This is a genomic window from Pedobacter sp. W3I1, assembly GCF_030816015.1.
Classification (GTDB): Bacteria; Bacteroidota; Bacteroidia; order Sphingobacteriales; family Sphingobacteriaceae; genus Pedobacter.
Genome location: NZ_JAUSXN010000001.1, coordinates 5,347,346 through 5,364,307, shown reverse-complemented (window position 1 = coordinate 5,364,307; position 16,962 = coordinate 5,347,346). Strand labels below are relative to the sequence as shown.

Genomic DNA, 16,962 nt, shown 5'->3' with positions numbered 1-16,962 from the left:
CATATTCTGGTTGCGAGCCTCAATGTAATCAAAGTAGTAGTAGAAAAACAAAAAAGATGTCATCCTGAGCTTGTCGAAGGACAATCCTTTTTGTTTTTCTATAGTGACGGTCTTCGACAAGCTCAGACTGACACTAGAAGTACTTAACTTAATAGCGTTAGGCGAAACCCTAACTTTAACACACAAATTTAAACCAATGAACAAAAAAGTATCCATCCTTTTCTCGCTGCTAGGGCTCTCGCTTTCCCTTTCTGCGCAGCAGCAAGACAAATCGTGGTCGATGGTAAAAGGGAAAATCTCTTCACCATGGGCACAGGAAGTTAATCCTAAAAATGTTTTGCCGGAATATCCCCGCCCGCAATTAGAGCGTAGCGGTAACTGGAAAAACCTGAACGGACTTTGGGATTATGCCATCTCCGAAAAATCACAACGCCCCCCAATTAATCAGGGCAAAATCCTGGTTCCCTTTGCAGTAGAATCTTCACTTTCAGGTGTTGGTAAAACAGTTGGCAAAGATAGTCTGCTTTGGTACAAAACCAGCTTTACTGTGCCTGCTCATATGAGAGGCAAAGAAATTATGCTCCATTTCGGTGCGGTTGATTGGAGAAGTACCGTGAGTATCAACGGTAAAGAGGTAGGTAAACATGAAGGTGGTTTCGATCCTTTCAGTTTTAACATTACCCCATTTTTAAACAAAGGTGGAAGCCAGACTTTAACCGTAGAAGTTTGGGATCCGACAGATGAAGGCCCTCAGCCAAGGGGAAAACAGGTGAAAAAACCAGAAGGCATCTGGTATACCCCTGTAACCGGCATCTGGCAAACGGTATGGATTGAGGCGGTAAATAAAGTACATATCGATCACATTAAAATAACACCAGATATCGATCAGCAAACGGTAGCGGTTACTCCATTTTTAGCAGGCGCCGCTGCAGGCGATCAGGTTAAGGTTTCGGCATGGGATGGCACGACTAAAGTGGCTGAACAGATCGCTGATGGTAGTGGCGCAATCAGTTTAAAAATTGCGAATCCTAAACTTTGGAACCCAAAAAATCCGTTTTTATACGATTTAAAAGTTGAACTGATTGCTAAAAACAAAAAGGTAGATGAGGTGAAAAGTTATTTTGCCATGCGCAAAACCTCAATGGGCAAAGATCAGAACGGTATTCAGCGCATGCTGTTAAACAATGAATTTGTTTTCCAGTATGGTCCTTTAGATCAGGGTTGGTGGCCAGATGGACTTTACACCGCACCAACAGATGCGGCCTTGAAATTCGATGTAGATAAAACCAAAGAAATGGGTTTTAATATGATCAGAAAACATATTAAAGTAGAGCCAGCACGTTGGTATTACCACTGCGATAAAGCAGGTATGCTGGTTTGGCAGGATATGCCAAGTGGCGACCTGGGTAACGGCTGGGAGAACCGCCCTGGCATATTGGACCACGGATCGGATCAAAATAGAAGTGCCGAATCTGAAGGATATTATAAAAAAGAATGGAATGCCATTATCGATGCACTTTACAATGTGCCTTCAATCGTAGTATGGACACCTTTTAATGAGGCTTGGGGCCAGTTTAAAACCGTAGAAATTGCCAAATGGACAAAAGAGAAAGATCCTTCAAGATTGGTAAATACGGCCAGTGGAGGGAATTTTCATCCGGTAGGCGATATTATCGATCTACACAATTATCCACATCCGGCTATGCCTAGTCCTGATTATTTTGGGAAAGACTATGCCCTTGTGTTGGGTGAGTTTGGTGGGCTTGGCCTCCCTATAGATGGACATGTTTGGCAGCAGAAGAATAACTGGGGTTATCAGAGTTTTAAAAACAAAACCGATCTGTTTAATAAATACACTCAGTTTATGAAACGTTTAGAAGAATTAATCCCATTAGGACTTTCTGCCGGAGTATACACCCAAACCACCGATGTAGAAGTAGAAACCAATGGCTTGATGACCTATGACAGAAAAGATATTAAGTTTTCGGAAACACAGATGAAAGCATTACATGATAAACTGTACAACATAAATATACCCGTGCAGAAATAATCTCATTATCTAGGATAAAGAAGCTGGATTGTTTTTAAATGATCTGGCTTCTTTGTTTTGATATTATTGGATAACTTTAAGCTTATTTAATCAAATGAAACAACTCGATTTTTCCACCTTTCCAATACTCGAAACCGACAGATTGATCCTTCGCAGACTTTCGCTGGAAGATGCGCCGGTAATTTATCAATTACGTTCGGATGTTGAAGTAGCTGCCTTAACAGGAAAGGCGCCCTTTCTGCATATCGACGAAGCCATTGCATACATCAATAAAATTAACAACCTGATTAATAAAGATGAATCTATATACTGGGTTGCTTCTTACAAGGGTGATACCGCTATGATAGGTGCGGCTTGCCTCTGGGATTTTGATATCCAGAAGGAGACGGTGGAAATTGGATATGAGTTGCTTCCCGAGTTTCAGGGTAAAGGTATAATGGTAGAAATCGTTACTTGTATACTCAGGTATGCATTTGAGGTAATGGGAGTTAAAACAATCGTTGCTTTCCCATCCAGTGATAACCCACCTTCGGTGAAACTGCTCGAAAAACTGGGATTCCAGCTAGCCCCAGGCCATTTTAAAAATACACATGTAAATGTTCCGGGTTTGCTCACCTATATCTTCGCTGGTTCAATAGATTAATCTGCTCCTACCTCTCAGCCAAAATTTTATCAAATACCGTAAAATAAAATACATTTCGGTAAAAACAGCTGATGTGAATTATGATATATTTGTTAATAAAACGATTTACTTACAGCTTGCTTTATGAAGTAGTGCTATATTTAGAGTAAGCCGATTTTTAACCAAATATAATATATACCGGAAAATGAAAGCGCTCAACTATTCAAACAACATGGCATTTTTGAGAAATAAATATGTTTATCTGATTTTATGCTTTTTTGCGACCAATGTTGTAAAATCGCAGATTAGTGTGCCAAAAGAGCGTGTAAGTGAAATGAAGACTAACTTCCTCCTTCCAAAGGATAGCTATAAGCCAGGGGTATACTGGTATTTTATGGATGGGAACCTTTCTAAAGAATCGATAAGCAAAGACCTCGAATCCATGAAAAAAGCCGGTATTGGTAACCTGGTTTTTTTGGAAGTTAATGTGGGCATACCCCGAGGTAAAGTAGATTTTTTAAGCAAGCAGTGGATCAGTCTTTTTGCACATGCAGAAAGAGAAGCCAGACGGCTTGGCATCGAGATCACTTTAGGCATAGGACCGGGATGGACAGGAAGCGGTGGCCGCTGGGTAAAAGCCGAGGAATCTATGCAGCACCTGGTTTCCAGTCAGGTAGTGGTTTCATCAACAGATAAAGGCAGGATCATACTGCCTGTACCGATGCCAAAAAAGCCATTTTTCGGTGAAGACAACCTCCCCGCGGATTTTAAAAAGGAGTGGATGGCTTATTATAAAGATGTGGCGGTGTTAGCTTTTCCTTTTGAAGAACAAACAATCAAAATAGCAGATATTGATGAAAAGGCCCTTTACTACCGCGCGCCTTATAGTTCTGGAACGGTAATACCATATTTACCATCTCCAGTTGCGGGGCAGGTAGGGAAAAGTAAGGGTATAGAAAAATCAACAATTTTGGACCTCACTTCCAAAATGTCCTCAGATGGTTCGCTGAACTGGACCCCGCCTTCTGGTAAATGGACGGTTATGCGCTTTGGTGCACGCAATAACGGGGCGATTACCAGGCCCGCACCTGTTCCTGGCCTGGGCTTTGAATCCGATAAATTCGATACCCTTGCGTTAAAACCATCATTTGGATACCTATGTGGGTAAACTGTTGGGTAGTATAAACAAAACCAGGAAAGATGTTCCCGGGGGACTTAAGCGGCTGCATATGGACAGCTGGGAAATGGGTGCACAGAACTGGACAGGCAGTTTTAGGCTAGCTTTTATCAAAAGCAGGGGCTACGATCCGCTAAAGTATTTTCCTGTCTATTCAGGAAACATTGTAGGTAGTTTGCAAGAGAGCGAACGCTTTTTATGGGACCTGAGAGAGACTGCCCAGGAACTTATACTGAAAAACCATGCAGAACAGGTAAAAGCCTATGCGCATCGTCATGGCTTATCCCTTTCCATCGAACCTTATGATATGAACCCAACCGCCGATCTTCGGCTAGGCGCGGTGGCAGATGTACCCATGGCTGAATTCTGGAGTAAGGGATTTGGATTCAATTCTACTTATAGTGTTATCGAGGCCAGCTCGATTGGGCATGTGATGGGGCGTTCGCTTATTCCGGCAGAAGCTTTTACCGCTCAGGATAATGAAGGTTGGAAACAACATCCAGCCAGTATGAAAAACCAGGGAGACTGGGCATTTGCAGCTGGGGTGAACCGCTTTGTATACCACACCTTTCAGAATCAGTTTTTGCCAGATTCGCTTAAACCTGGGGCAACGATGGGGCCATATGGTGTACACTGGGACAGAAACCAGACCTGGTGGCCCATGGTAAATGCTTATCATGCCTATGTAAGCAGATGCCAGTACCTGTTGCAACAGGGAAGAACTGTAGCCGATATTCTTTATCTCACTCCCGAAGGTTCACCGCATGTTTTTGTCCCTCCTTCTTCAGCGCTGAGAGGCGATACCCTGGCCGATCGCAGAGGTTATAATTTTGATGGGTGTGCGCCCGCACAGCTTATGAAAGCGCATGTAGAAAACCGCTATATCGTATTTCCAAGCGGTGCCAGATACCGCATACTGGTACTTCCCGAAAGTGAAACCATGACACCCGAACTGCTTACCAAAATTTCATCACTGATCGGCAACGGTGCAACCGTTATCGGCAACCCACCAAATCGTTCGCCAAGTTTGATAGGTTATCCTGATTGTGATCAGCAGATTGAAAAGATCGTTCGCGAAATATGGGGGCAGGGGCAATTGCCCGAAACGCAGGAGACAAAGCGTTACGCTAAAGGAATAATCATTTGGGGAGAAGCGTTGCATAAACAACAGGACCATCTTTATCCTCATTACAGGCAAACAGCTGAGGTATTGCATAAATTGCCATTAGAAGAGGATTTCGTTACAACGGCTCCCGTAAGATATACCCATCGTACCAACGGGAATTGGGACATTTATTTCCTTTCGAATACCAGCGATAGCGCCATCAGTTTTAAAGCTGCTTTCAGGTCGGTAAAAGGTGCTCCGGAAATTTGGGATGCGGTTACCGCTAAGATTAAACAGGTAAGTGATTTTACTGTTACTAAAACAAAAACGATGATCCCGATAGCATTGGCGCCTTACCAAAGCTGCTTTGTGGTGTTTTCGAAGGAAAACCGCAATAGGCAGGTAGCTGGTCTGCATGAAACACAGCACCAGGAACTGCTTACCCTCAAAGGGCCATGGGAAGTGAATTTTGACCCGAAATGGGGAGGGCCAGAAAAAGTGGTTTTTGATTCCCTGTCTGATTGGTCTAAAAACAAGCTTGAAGGCATCAAATATTATTCGGGGATTGCGGCCTACCACAAAACTTTTGATTTTAAAGCAGGTAAGCCTAAAGGTGAAACCTACCTGGAGCTTGGAAAGGTGAAAAACCTTGCCCGGGTAAGCCTTAATGGGAAAGTGGTTGGCGTGTTATGGACACCACCTTGGAAAATCGATATTTCCGCTCAGGTTAAACCAGGGAAAAACGAACTCACTATAGAAATTGCCAACCTTTGGGCAAACCGGCTGATCGGCGATGAAGCAAAACCCGATGATGGGATTGCCGGTGGTCAATGGCCGCAATGGTTGTTAAACGGCAAGCCACGAACCAGTGGCAGATTTACTTTTACTACATCTAAGCAATACAGTTCAGATTCGCCTTTATTGGAATCTGGACTTTTAGGTCCGGTACGGATTATAAATGAAAGCATAAACGTCAAAAAAGAAGTTAAACCAAGGTAATGTCCCTTTAGCGCTATAACAATTTTGAAATCGTGCCAATAACTGGCCTTTAGTACAAAAAACTAAATAATTAAAATGAAGTCTTTAAAATACCTAATATTAGCGATAACAGTTAAACTGCTCCTGGTCGCGAATCTTGTATCTGCACAGAATGTCATACAACCGGTAATTGCCGGAGATTTCGCTGATCCATCTATCATTAGAGCTAATCATCAGTATTATGCCATTGGTACTTCTTCTGAATGGGCACCACATTTTCCTATTTATACTTCTAAAAACTTAACGCACTGGAAGCAATCTGGATATGTTTTTGACCGTGCACCCCAATGGACTTCGGGTTCGTTCTGGGCACCTGAATATGACTATCATGACAAAACTTATTTCATCTATTATACCGCAAGGCGAAAAAGCGACAACGTTTCGTGCATTGGCGTGGCGACTTCGAAATTCCCTGACCGGGGCTTTGTAGATAAAGGCGTAGTAATCGATTACGGTAAAGAGTCAATCGACGCATTTGTTTACCTCGATGGTACCACAAGGTACATTACCTTTAAAGCATACGGTCTTGATCAGCGTCCAATTGAAATTTTAGCCTATAAACTTTCGCAGGATGGCCTTCACATCGAAGGAGAACCTTTCTCCCTGCTTAAAGATGAACAGCGTATTGGTTTGGAGGGACAGAGTATCCTGAAAAAAGATGGGTATTACTATCTTTTTTATTCTGCTGGAAACTGCTGCGGCGCGCAGTGCGATTATAATGTTAGGGTGGCGAGATCAAAATCATTCGCCGGGCCATATGAATTTTATGCGGCCAATCCCTTATTGGCAGAAAATGTGTACTGGAAATGTTCGGGGCACGGAACTTTCGTCAAAACAGCAGATGAAAAATGTTATTACCTCTATCACGCCTATAATAAAAAGACCAATGTTTTTAGCGGTCGGCAGGGCATGTTGGCGCAACTGGTTTGGCCACAAAAAAATGCATGGCCGGTACTCAAAGCACAAAGTGGACCAGCCATTAATAATGATCTGAAAATTACCTTTACTAAGCCTGGGGTTGATAAAAAATGGCAGTGGGATTTTAGGAACTCCTCTCCAAAAGTTTCACAGCATAATGATCAGATCCATTTGTCGGGAGATATAAAAAAAGATAATCTAAGCGGAATTGCATTAACCCTTAGACCCGTATCAGGTGTTTTTGAAGTAAACGCAACAGTTAAAAATACCAACAATGCCTTAAAAGGTCTGGTGTATTATGGCGATGCTAATGCTGCTGTAGGTGTAGGGGTAATTGGAGATGAAGTAGAATTTTGGAAGGTAGATAATAAGGGTAGAACTGTGCTCTCGAAAACAAAGTTATTGGCAAAAGGCCCGGTAGAACTTAAAATGAAGGCCATGGCTGATTCAGCTTTGACCGTGTTTTTTAGACAAGGGGTTCAGGAATGGCAAAAGCTTATCTCAAAAGAAAAAGTTACCGGTAATTTTTTGCCACAGTGGGATAGGAGCCCTCGCGTTGGTCTTCATTTTAATGGAAATCCAGCGGAAAACGCCTCTTTCTCATCGTTTGAACTAAAGTATTAAATTGACCCGGTTGATGAATGTATAGATTTATCAATTGGATCCGGTTTGTGTGCTACAGGCCTTTACAGGAAGTTAGTTTTCGTCCTTCCAGCTGATAACCTTTAATTCATCTCCGACACTGATAATTCCAGTATGCTGATGAAGCAGATTCTGTCCGAACATGATTTTTTTGCCTGCTGTGCGGTAACTGGCCAGCGTTCTTAAAGGTTCCTGACTTTTTTCGCCGGTTTGCTGATCAATTGTGATAAGGACACACCTGGCACATGGTTTTACAGCTGAAAACAATACTTCACCGATTTGGAAGTCTTTAAAACTGTCCTCAACATGAGGCTCCCCACCAGTAAAAACAAAATTTGGGCGGAAACGATCCATAAGAATGGGCTCGTCTAGTTTTTCATTTAGTCCATCAAGTGAAGACTGGCCTATAATCAGACAAGGATAACCATCGGCAAAACTCACTATTTCATCATTCGAAGCATAATCCCTATCTACCAATCTCTTTTCAGTTAAAGGCATTTTTACCAATCTAACTTTAAACTTCAGGAAATCAGAAAACCAATCGCTTACCGCTTTATTTACTTCAAGTGCAGTGGCGGTATCGTTCCATATCACAACTGAAAATTGTTCTCCGGTATCCTCATCTAAAGAAAAGGAGATGCTTTGTTCAGGTGATGTTTTATGAGAAACCGTTAATTTACCATCTGCAATATTTACCTGCAGTAGTGCCAGTTCAAAATATTTCCGTTGGGTAATAAATATGCCTTCCTCATCAACAAGCATCCATCTTCTATCATATTGCAGACCTCTTTCTTCAAGTTGTGCTTCTCGAAGACTTATGCCTCCCAGCGATTTGATGGGGTAAATATTGATTTCAGAAAGGATAAACTTGTTCATGCTTTAAAGATAAATCACTTTTTTGATTTTATCTCATTTGTCACACTGGATTGGACAAAATGAAAAAGTCAAAGTTCTTCAAGATGGCTTAAGTGATTTGTTTATCCCTTCAAAATTTGGATAAGATCATTATTAATGTAAAATACTTCTCTGCCATCTTTAGCGGCACTCAATATCTTAGCATCTTCGAGTTCTCTGAAGTATTTAGTAAGTGTCGTTCTTGAGGTAACACCAAGAAGGTTCCCAATAAATTTAGGTCTGATATAGGGCTGGCTGAAAATGGCTTCATTAATTTCTTTATTGTACCATTTGATCTTAGATTTTCCATATGATAGGGTGGCTTCCATCTGATTCAAAATACTTATGATTAGCTGGTTAGTTAATACAGCAGTTTTTTCTACTGCATCAAGCATATATAGGAGCCAGGGTTTCCATGAATTCCGTTGAGTAACTACCCCTAAGTGATAATAATAATCATCTTTGTTTAGGATAATGTATTTGGACAGATATAATACAGGTTGTTGTAATAAATCTTTGTTTACCAAATATAAAAGATTTAAAATTCTTCCAGTTCTTCCATTTCCATCGGTGAACGGATGTATTGCTTCAAATTGATAGTGGGCGATGCACATTTTTATCAGCGGGTCTGATGGATACTTAATATCATCGTTTAGATATTCAATCAAATTCTCCATTTTTGTTTCAATTATTCCTTCTCCTCTGGGTGGGGTATATACAATTTCGCCTGATCTGAACTGACTTTGTCCTCTTCTGATCACTGTTAAACTTTGTTGAGGTCTGAAACTTGCCGTCGTGTTTTTGATTTGTCTAAATGTACTAATGATACAATCTTTATCTATTTTCCCATTCATTAGGATCAGTTTATACCCTTCCCAAAGGGCCTCACGGTACCGTAATACCTCTTTTGTTGCCGGCTTAATGTTTTCTTCTGTAAGTGTGTCTGAAACAGCCTTGTATAGTTCATCTTCAGTTGTGAATATATTTTCAATAGCAGTTGAGGTTTGCGCTTCCTGTAGTGCTATAGTATTAACCAACATCGTTGGATTGGGCAGGCGATGAAGGCTACTATTTGTTGTAGCCAATGCTCTTGATGCTGTTACTAATTTCTTTAAAATATCTATATCCTCGTCTATACTTTCTGAAGGGGGTAAGAGCGGGAGATCATTGAAAGGACGTGTTCTGTCATATACCATAAATGTTCATTTTTATTATGCACTTAGGCATGTGTTTATAATTATACTTATTGATGGACATGCTTTGACGATGTGTTCATATTTTAAAAAATATTGGACATATGACAAAAATATATAATATTTTGTACAAGAAGGCATTATATGTTCATTTTTTTCAAAAAAATGAACATATAATGCTGTCAAGTATTATCGCATTCATTCATTCCCCTATACTTAGCAAAAATGGAGAGAACAGCTACTCTTATTGCATAAATAATAACCAACCAAATCAATTCTAAGAATGGTGATTATTCCATTAGCATAAATGTGAACGATTTATGAATCAAAAACGACCGTTTTTACGAACTTGAAAACAACAATATTAAAAATGAAAGAAATTCTTAAAAGTTAAAAAGGTTTTTCAAAAATGCCTGAATAACTATAAAATTTCAATGTTCTTCTGCTCAAATACCTCAAATATTTGCGCATTGATCATGCTTCTGGTCAAATCTGCCTTAGAAATATCTTTACACCAGAAATAGATATTGATATTGCTCGCGAGTTTACTCACTGGGCTGATCATAATAATCGGTTCTTTGCTGATAAAAACATTGCTGTTCTCTACAATAATTTCTCTGACCAGGTTTACCACTTCAGTAGAGTTAAAAGGTTTTGCAATCGATAAAGAAATATCTACGCGCATCTGGTTATTGCTCAGCGTCCAGTTGATAATGTTGTTAGAAAGAATAGATCCGTTAGGAATGATAATCTCTGCACCCTCATCGCTGAGCAAGGTACTGGCGCGTACGCCAATTTCTTTTACTCTCCCTTTTTTATTGCTCAGCTCTACAATATCGCCGATACGGATGGTTTTATCGAAAATAAGGATAATCCCTGAAACGAAATTGCTCACGATATTCTGCAGTCCCAATCCAATTCCCACACCCAATGCACCGAGGATAACCGTGATCTTATCGATTGGCAGTCCTGACGCTGCAACGGCGATTAAAAAGCCGCCAATTAATAACACCAAACGGGTTACCAGTAATTTCGAACGTTCTCCTTTGTTATCATCAAAACTATCATCTCCGGTATCTCCAAAGAAATAAGCAATGTATTTTTGCAAAAAGTTGGCAATCCAGATAATGCCCAAAAACAATACAATGCCCCCGAAGGTAAAAGAGAAGTTGCCTATGGTTCTTTTTTCAGTCAGGATTTCCATCACCGATTCATATATCCCATTAAAAATATTCAGGTTGGTTGTAAATATGACAAACCAGATTAGGGTAGCACCAATGCCTGTGAGCCTTTTAAGTCCTGCAATTACAGGCTGCCAATCGAAATACTCCGGAAATCCCTTCCGGATTCTGCTGCTTTTCATCTGTAGTAAAAAGGCTTCTACCAATACTTTCGCCAGGATAGTTAACGATATGGCATTTAAAAGCGAGCTTACCCCGGTAGAATAAAAAATCTGAGTGAGGGTGAAGCGGCCAAATAGATTACAAAACGTGGCAATGATAGCAAAGACAACATAAATAAAACCCGTGATCAGGATCATTTTATATCTTTTGGTTTTTTCATCGAGCATTTTCCAAACCAAAATACCATAGGCAACCGAACTGGTCGTAAGGAACAGCAGGAGCCAGCGCTGGTATCTGGGCGGCATGCCCAAAAGACGTAAGAAAACCGGGGCAAGAAGCAGTACCACAAATAAGCACCAATAGTAAAATAACTTTGAGTTTAGCTTTTTGCGGAAAAATACAGTGAGCAAAATAGCGAGTATAATCTCTACAGCTTCTATGTATAGTGCAGGCGCCCTCAGGTCGAAAATAGGCGCTAGTGCAAAGAGCATGATAAAGATGATTAAATAAGGCTGCGGACTGATCAGTGAAAAACCATCCAGAGTTTCTAAACGGCCCCGCTGTTTTACGCTTTTAAAATTGAAGAATACCCAAAAGAAGAATATGGTACAGGTGAAAAGCAGCAAGAGTCGGCTGCTTCGGGTGTATACAAAATAATAACCCGATATTTCCTGCTCTCCTTTAATAAACCTACGGAAGCCCATGCTTTTATTGGCCGGTTTGTTTACCGATTCCCATAAATAACGGCGCTCTTTACCAAAAGCTTTAATGCTTACCGCATCTAGTTGGCTATCGGTAAGGTACATTAACTCTTTAATATTGATGAGGTTAGAAGAAGTTCGAGCCTGAAGGTTGTTGATTGATAAGGTAGTCGTTTTTAATAAACTATCCATCAATACACGTTTCTTCTTTAACTCTGCAAACTGATCTTTAAACATAACCTGTATGGCAGGAACTGTAAACAATTTAATCAGTACGGTATCTTTACGCAGGTTAAGAATTTCGGTTTTTAATGCCCGCAATTCCTTTTCATATTCATCTAGGTCTGATAAACAATCTTTGTTATTGCTCTGTAGTTCTGCCAACAGGGTTTGGTTCATCTGTAGATTTTGCAAGTTCAGCGATCTGTCGCCTTGCGTTAACCGACTTTTAAGCAGTGCCAGCGCCGCTTCATCCTGAGTTAAATGTGCTTCTATAGGCTTAAGTTTCTTAAATGAACCAACGGTTACCGGAACTTTATTAACAGTTTCAAATACTTTTTCCAGGTGCGAGAGATAATCGCCCTTGGTCAGTGTCGCAGAATCGGAAAGAATAGATACATCCTGACCCTTATCTGGTAGCCTGTCTTTTTGTGCAAATGCATTGCCCGTAATAAGAAAGGTAAAAAGCAGGGGTATCAGATTTCGGATCAGTATCGGTAAATTATTTATTGTTATCATTGGATTTACAGCAGTATTGGGAAATATCCTTTACTATAAGATATAGGTTGCCAAAAATAAGGATTAGAATTGATTTTACGGCCGGTGGTTTTGGCTATCTCATTTACACTGAACCTTAAAAAATACCAGAGCATTAATGCCAGAGAGGATTTAATGAAAATTAATACTGGTGTTCAATAAAAATTGAATAATTTCAATTAGCATTTGCTATTTACAAGCTTAAAATCGCACTGATGAGCCCTATCGCGAATAATTTTTTAATTAAATACGTTTTGTTTTATTCTTAGCCAGATCTGTTGACAAACAAATACAGTTCACAATTTAATGTGGTGCGTAACAACAAGATTGTTAAATTGCCCCTCATCACAGCCACAATGGTGTTCCCGAAAACTTATCTGCAAACCCTTGGCGATGATATTAATTTTAGCTACGAGGCGAAGTGTGTAGCCATTTACAACAGTTACCAGCTAAAAAATAAATAAAAGCCGCAGGAGATTTACCATAACCTCTATACCAACGGGTGTTTTCCCTACAAAAAGATGGACCACAGGTGCTGATGCATTAATACCCCCTTGACTTAGGCTTTGTTTTTTTGGCTTTAAGTTTAAATCATTTTCCCGGAACAATACTTAATCCATATCACCCAATACCTCATCAATAAGGCCATGCGCTTTAGCTTCTGGGCCAGTCATCCAATAATCCCGGTCAGAAGCACGGTGTACCCACTCATAAGGCTGGCCGCTATGTTTTGCGATAATATTATACAAATCTTGCCTTACCTTTACCACCTGCTGCGCGGTAATCTCAATATCGGCCGAAACACCCTGCACCCCACCAGAAGGTTGGTGGATCATTACCCGCGAATGCTGAAGTGCAGCACGCTTTCCGGCTTTACCTGCACACAGTAGTACAGCGCTCATAGAAAAGGCCATTCCAATACAAATGGTACCTACATCAGGTGTAATCAGTTGCATGGTATCGTAAATGCCCATGCCCGAGTAAACATCACCCCCAGGCGAATTGATGTAAAGCTGAATATCTTTATTGGCATCCACTGATTGGAGAAATAACAACTGGGCCTGAATAATATTAGCCATACGGTCGGCAACAGGTTCGCCTAAAAATATAATCCGGTCCATCATCAACCGCGAAAAAACATCCATCTGCGCAACATTCAACTGGCGCTCTTCGGTAATATAAGGCGTCATATTTTTTGGAATGTTTATCGAACGGTTAAGATAATGATCTACATACTGGCTGCCTATACGGTGATGTTTTACAGCATATTTTCTAAATTCGTTACGGTTTATATTCATGGTTAATGTCTTTTAAATAAGTTTGCAATACGCTTTATAAATCCCTGGTGCTCGGGTAAGGCAGCAAGTTTCTCTTGTGCAGCCAGTATTTCTGCCTTGATTTTTTTTTGGCTATATTGTTTAATAATGGCATAGGCAATGCGTTCTTGAGCCACATCCTCAGCCAGATTTTTATTCAATAGCACATTGGCCTCAAAAATAAGGGCATCATCAGTTGCCAAACGGCCAAAACAGTAATCTTCAATAGCTTTAATGTTATTCAATGAAGTCCGCATATTTTAATGAATTATATTTAACCGTTTCTCTCACTTTTTCAAGGCATTTATATTTTGCTACAGTTGCCGAATGTGTACCCGAATAGCCAAATCTCGTAGCGAGTTTACCCACCGGCAAATGGTCGTAGTAAAAAGCCTTAAGTAACTCCATGCAGCGCTTACCTGCAGTTTCGAGGTAATGAAGTATTTTATCCGTAGAGAGTTGTTCCTCCGCTATCGCTTCCAGGTCAAAATTATTTAATGGCTGGTGCTTACAGTCTGCTTTATAATGCTGTAACCACAGTTTTTTCGCAATGCCCAGTAAATAAGCTTTTTCGTTTACAATGTTTGTAGTCTCTGCTGATGTAACTTTCTCATAATATATAACCAATGTATCCTGAAAAATATCTTTGGCTTCATCAAGGCTGCCACCCCTCCTTGCTACATAATGTGCAACAGGAGAAAAAGCCTTTTTGTAAAGCCCGGTAAAAAATGCTTCACGCATTTCAACCGTTAATAATCTGTTTTGATCTTCTGCCATCATCTTGTTTATTACTATGTGCACAATAAGTTCCAAATATCACCCATGGAATTGCTTTTTTTTGATTTTTACATTTTTAATTAATTTTGGAATAAAAATGTATTATATAAATTTCAGCGCCCCTCGATAGTATTTTTGACGAACAACTTGAAAATTCATAAATCAATGTGCTATTTACAAACAACAAGTTTTAAAGAATTTGTAGGTGTGAAGATAAAAAGCAAAATCGTCAGATGCAGTACATCCCTTAAATTATTTATCTAAACATACAGAAAGTATATTTTGAGGTAGCTGCCTGTTTCACCACGTTTGTGCTAGGTTTTTGGTTTCTGTTACCTAATTTCTTTTTCTGAATTTAGACGGGATCAGTTTTCTATGGTAGTCTGGTTTAATTCGCTGTTATGAACTGGTAGGAGAAATTTATACTGACTGTTTTTGTTAGCTTTTGCTGTATGATTTGGTGTACTTCGGCAAAAGTGTCCGGTTTTGGTTTTGTTGTTTTGATGGCTAAGAATTGTTGGGCGTTTTTTGTGGTCGCTTTTTTTTGGAATAGGGATAAAAGGCGGCGGCGGAGGAGGGAGTTTGAGAAGTTTATGCGGCGGTGAGGAAGGGACTGGGTTTGAGGGGGGATTAGGTTCTAGGGGGTAGGTTTGTTTTTTTGTTTGCGCAAGTAAATGGAGCCTTATTTTGGTTGTTGTTTAAGAAGGTGTTTGGTTTTCTTTTGGCTATCCCCTGAGGACCCATTTGCTGTATCTTTTGTTCCAAAAGGATGCCGCGTCTGTCCCTGACAGGAGAGTAAGTAAATTAAGATCAAAGGATTTCGCTGTTTTGCATCAAGTCAGTTTTTTTGTCTTGACAACTCCAGGCCTTATCCTCTGGCCAGTATCGGCTACTATCCCTGTTGCAAAAAAAAAAATCTATACGTTTGAATGATATTTAGCGGTTTTCCGTTTGGCCTCTTTCCATGTGTTAAGCTTGGAATGTTCATCATTAATGAGTTTTGAAAGGAGTAGTATTCCTTCGTATTGGAACCGAACTTCACAGTGGTTAGTTCTTTGTTTGTTGCTTCCCAAGTTTATTTATCTGATCCTGTAATGACTTGTTTATTTTTTTTTGCTCAGTTAACTGCCTGCTTTGATCACTTACTTGTTTATCTTTTTCTATCATGTATAGCGTCAATTCCTCGACTTTTTTTAGCAGCTTAAGGTTCATTTCACTAAGATTCATTCCGTTTTTATTCATTTCTGCAGCCGACGGGATTTCAGGTAGATGATGGTTGGCTTCAACATAAGTTTTTAATTCACTCAATTGAGGAAGTTTATAAGTCGGCTCGAATACATAATCTGGTACTGGTATGCTAGCGTCCACTTTTACTTCTTTAGAATGGATTGTGCCATTGACCGTTAATTTAGCATCGGGTTGGGTAGTTCCGATACCCACGTTACCACCGCTCGGTTGTAGGGATAAATTAGTCCATTGATGCTGATACCATCCTGCTTTTATGAAACCAAAGCCCGCACCGTTAACATCATAGCCGATCACCAATCTTTTCGCATCGTCTGTAGCGCCGGTTATGCTGAGTTGTTGTGCATCTACATCTGCATTCATAGAGATGTCTTGAGCAATGTGTAATCGGGATTTGGGGACGATAGATCCCATCCCTATGTTGCCGAGGCTGTTGATTACCAGTCGGGACAAACCTGCGCTGGCATCATAAACAGCGAAGTTTCCCGATGCGCCTGTAGCACCAGCATCAAGTGCTGCTGAACTAGCCAATCCCCATTGTCGTCCGTTTGTTCCTGAAGTAGCATCCAAATAAACAATAGGACCATAGATATTACCAGTACCCGTAGTTTTAATATTTAATGAGGCATAATCATTACCCGGGTCTGTTCCTCCGCGAACAATCTGAAGAGCTGTTGACGGAGAAGTGGTGCCGATACCGACGTTGCCGGTAGAAGGCCATGGATTACTGTTGTTTTGTGCATGCGAAAATTGGACTATAGATGATATAGCTACGAGGGTTGCGTAGATTTTTTTCATGATGAGGTTTTATGATTGTGATACTGAACGAAAGTCGGTACAAATAACCGGAAAGTCAAATATATATTGCTCGAATAACGACTTATATTATGGTATCAAACTTTGTTTTAAAGTCTGACCGGTGATAAGCAGAGTGCATTTATTTTTGTAGTATTAAAGCTATAATTTTTAATACTTTTGATATTTAATTTTGCACGGTGAGCAGGTTTTTTGTTGTAATCATCCGTATACGTTATAGTAAGGTGAAATTTGTATTATTTGTGTTTGTTTTTGGTCGGTTCCTTTTTTTTATGGATATTGCCGGCTCAAATCAACAAGGATGGACCCTCTAATATTAACGCTTCTCCCGCCTGCTGCAAAGCAGTTGTTTTTATCACAGATCATAAT

13 protein-coding genes are annotated in these 16,962 nt (G+C 40.2%); 6 read left to right on the top strand and 7 right to left on the bottom strand.

Going from position 1 to position 16,962, the window contains the following annotated elements:
* The first annotated feature begins 196 nt into the window (after positions 1-196).
* The 5 genes from QF042_RS22010 to QF042_RS21990 all read left to right on the top strand — a co-directional run bounded on the left by QF042_RS22010 (position 197) and on the right by QF042_RS21990 (position 7,534).
* A complete protein-coding gene (locus QF042_RS22010) occupies positions 197-2,050 on the top strand; it encodes a glycoside hydrolase family 2 protein (RefSeq protein ID WP_307532280.1) in 1,854 nt (617 codons plus the stop codon).
* Between the two features lie 94 nt (positions 2,051-2,144).
* Positions 2,145-2,693, top strand: a complete 549-nt coding sequence (locus tag QF042_RS22005) for a GNAT family N-acetyltransferase (protein ID WP_307532278.1) — start codon at positions 2,145-2,147, stop codon at positions 2,691-2,693.
* Positions 2,694-2,877: 184 nt separating this feature from the next.
* Positions 2,878-3,840 carry a glycosyl hydrolase gene (locus tag QF042_RS22000; protein ID WP_307532275.1) on the top strand — a complete coding sequence of 321 codons (963 nt, stop codon included), beginning with the start codon at positions 2,878-2,880 and terminating at the stop codon, positions 3,838-3,840.
* On the top strand, positions 3,821-5,953 hold the full coding sequence (locus QF042_RS21995) for a glycosyl hydrolase (RefSeq protein WP_307532273.1): 2,133 nt from the start codon (positions 3,821-3,823) through the stop codon (positions 5,951-5,953). Before QF042_RS22000 ends, QF042_RS21995 begins: the two co-directional genes overlap by 20 nt.
* Before the next feature lie 75 nt (positions 5,954-6,028).
* Positions 6,029-7,534: a glycoside hydrolase family 43 protein gene (locus QF042_RS21990; protein WP_307532271.1), complete on the top strand. Its 1,506-nt coding sequence runs from the start codon at positions 6,029-6,031 to the stop codon at positions 7,532-7,534.
* 72 nt (positions 7,535-7,606) lie between these two features.
* Here QF042_RS21990 and QF042_RS21985 read toward each other — a convergent pair whose 3' ends face one another.
* The 3 genes from QF042_RS21985 to QF042_RS21975 form a co-directional block, all read right to left on the bottom strand.
* The gene (locus QF042_RS21985; RefSeq protein ID WP_307532269.1) at positions 7,607-8,428 is read right to left on the bottom strand and encodes an MOSC domain-containing protein; all 822 of its coding nucleotides are present in this window, start codon (positions 8,426-8,428) and stop codon (positions 7,607-7,609) included.
* 101 nt (positions 8,429-8,529) lie between these two features.
* A complete protein-coding gene (locus tag QF042_RS21980; RefSeq protein ID WP_307532266.1) occupies positions 8,530-9,642 on the bottom strand; it encodes a Fic family protein in 1,113 nt (370 codons plus the stop codon).
* A gap of 418 nt (positions 9,643-10,060) precedes the next feature.
* The gene (locus tag QF042_RS21975; RefSeq protein ID WP_307532264.1) at positions 10,061-12,421 is read right to left on the bottom strand and encodes a mechanosensitive ion channel family protein; all 2,361 of its coding nucleotides are present in this window, start codon (positions 12,419-12,421) and stop codon (positions 10,061-10,063) included.
* Between the two features lie 296 nt (positions 12,422-12,717).
* On the opposite strand from QF042_RS21975, the gene QF042_RS21970 reads away from it, so the two are divergent.
* Positions 12,718-12,903, top strand: coding sequence for a hypothetical protein (locus QF042_RS21970; protein WP_307532262.1), 186 nt, complete (start codon positions 12,718-12,720; stop codon positions 12,901-12,903).
* A 147-nt stretch (positions 12,904-13,050) separates the two neighbouring features.
* Here the strand turns inward: QF042_RS21970 and QF042_RS21965 are convergent, their stop codons facing one another.
* The 4 genes from QF042_RS21965 to QF042_RS21950 form a co-directional block, all read right to left on the bottom strand.
* Entirely contained in the window at positions 13,051-13,737 is a 687-nt protein-coding gene (locus tag QF042_RS21965) for an ATP-dependent Clp protease proteolytic subunit (protein WP_307532259.1), read from the bottom strand.
* Positions 13,738-13,739: 2 nt separating this feature from the next.
* Positions 13,740-14,000, bottom strand: a complete 261-nt coding sequence (locus tag QF042_RS21960) for a hypothetical protein (protein WP_307532257.1) — start codon at positions 13,998-14,000, stop codon at positions 13,740-13,742.
* Positions 13,993-14,535 carry an RNA polymerase sigma factor gene (locus QF042_RS21955; protein ID WP_307532256.1) on the bottom strand — a complete coding sequence of 181 codons (543 nt, stop codon included), beginning with the start codon at positions 14,533-14,535 and terminating at the stop codon, positions 13,993-13,995. The genes QF042_RS21960 and QF042_RS21955 overlap by 8 nt, the downstream gene beginning before the upstream one ends.
* Positions 14,536-15,579: 1,044 nt before the next feature.
* Positions 15,580-16,575 (bottom strand): hypothetical protein, encoded by a 996-nt coding sequence (locus QF042_RS21950; RefSeq protein WP_307532254.1) that lies wholly within the window; start codon positions 16,573-16,575, stop codon positions 15,580-15,582.
* Positions 16,576-16,962: the final 387 nt, after the last annotated feature.

Bases quoted from the DNA above. Each gene is read 5' to 3' on its own strand.
- QF042_RS22010 (WP_307532280.1), top strand. From the start codon at position 197: ATGAACAAAAAAGTATCCATCCTTTTCTCGCTGCTAGGGCTCTCGCTT.
- QF042_RS22005 (WP_307532278.1), top strand. From the start codon at position 2,145: ATGAAACAACTCGATTTTTCCACCTTTCCAATACTCGAAACCGACAGA.
- QF042_RS22000 (WP_307532275.1), top strand. From the start codon at position 2,878: ATGAAAGCGCTCAACTATTCAAACAACATGGCATTTTTGAGAAATAAA.
- QF042_RS21990 (WP_307532271.1), top strand. From the start codon at position 6,029: ATGAAGTCTTTAAAATACCTAATATTAGCGATAACAGTTAAACTGCTC.
- QF042_RS21985 (WP_307532269.1), bottom strand. From the start codon at position 8,428: ATGAACAAGTTTATCCTTTCTGAAATCAATATTTACCCCATCAAATCG.
- QF042_RS21980 (WP_307532266.1), bottom strand. From the start codon at position 9,642: ATGGTATATGACAGAACACGTCCTTTCAATGATCTCCCGCTCTTACCC.
- QF042_RS21975 (WP_307532264.1), bottom strand. From the start codon at position 12,421: ATGATAACAATAAATAATTTACCGATACTGATCCGAAATCTGATACCC.
- QF042_RS21965 (WP_307532259.1), bottom strand. From the start codon at position 13,737: ATGAATATAAACCGTAACGAATTTAGAAAATATGCTGTAAAACATCAC.
- QF042_RS21955 (WP_307532256.1), bottom strand. From the start codon at position 14,535: ATGATGGCAGAAGATCAAAACAGATTATTAACGGTTGAAATGCGTGAA.
- QF042_RS21950 (WP_307532254.1), bottom strand. From the start codon at position 16,575: ATGAAAAAAATCTACGCAACCCTCGTAGCTATATCATCTATAGTCCAA.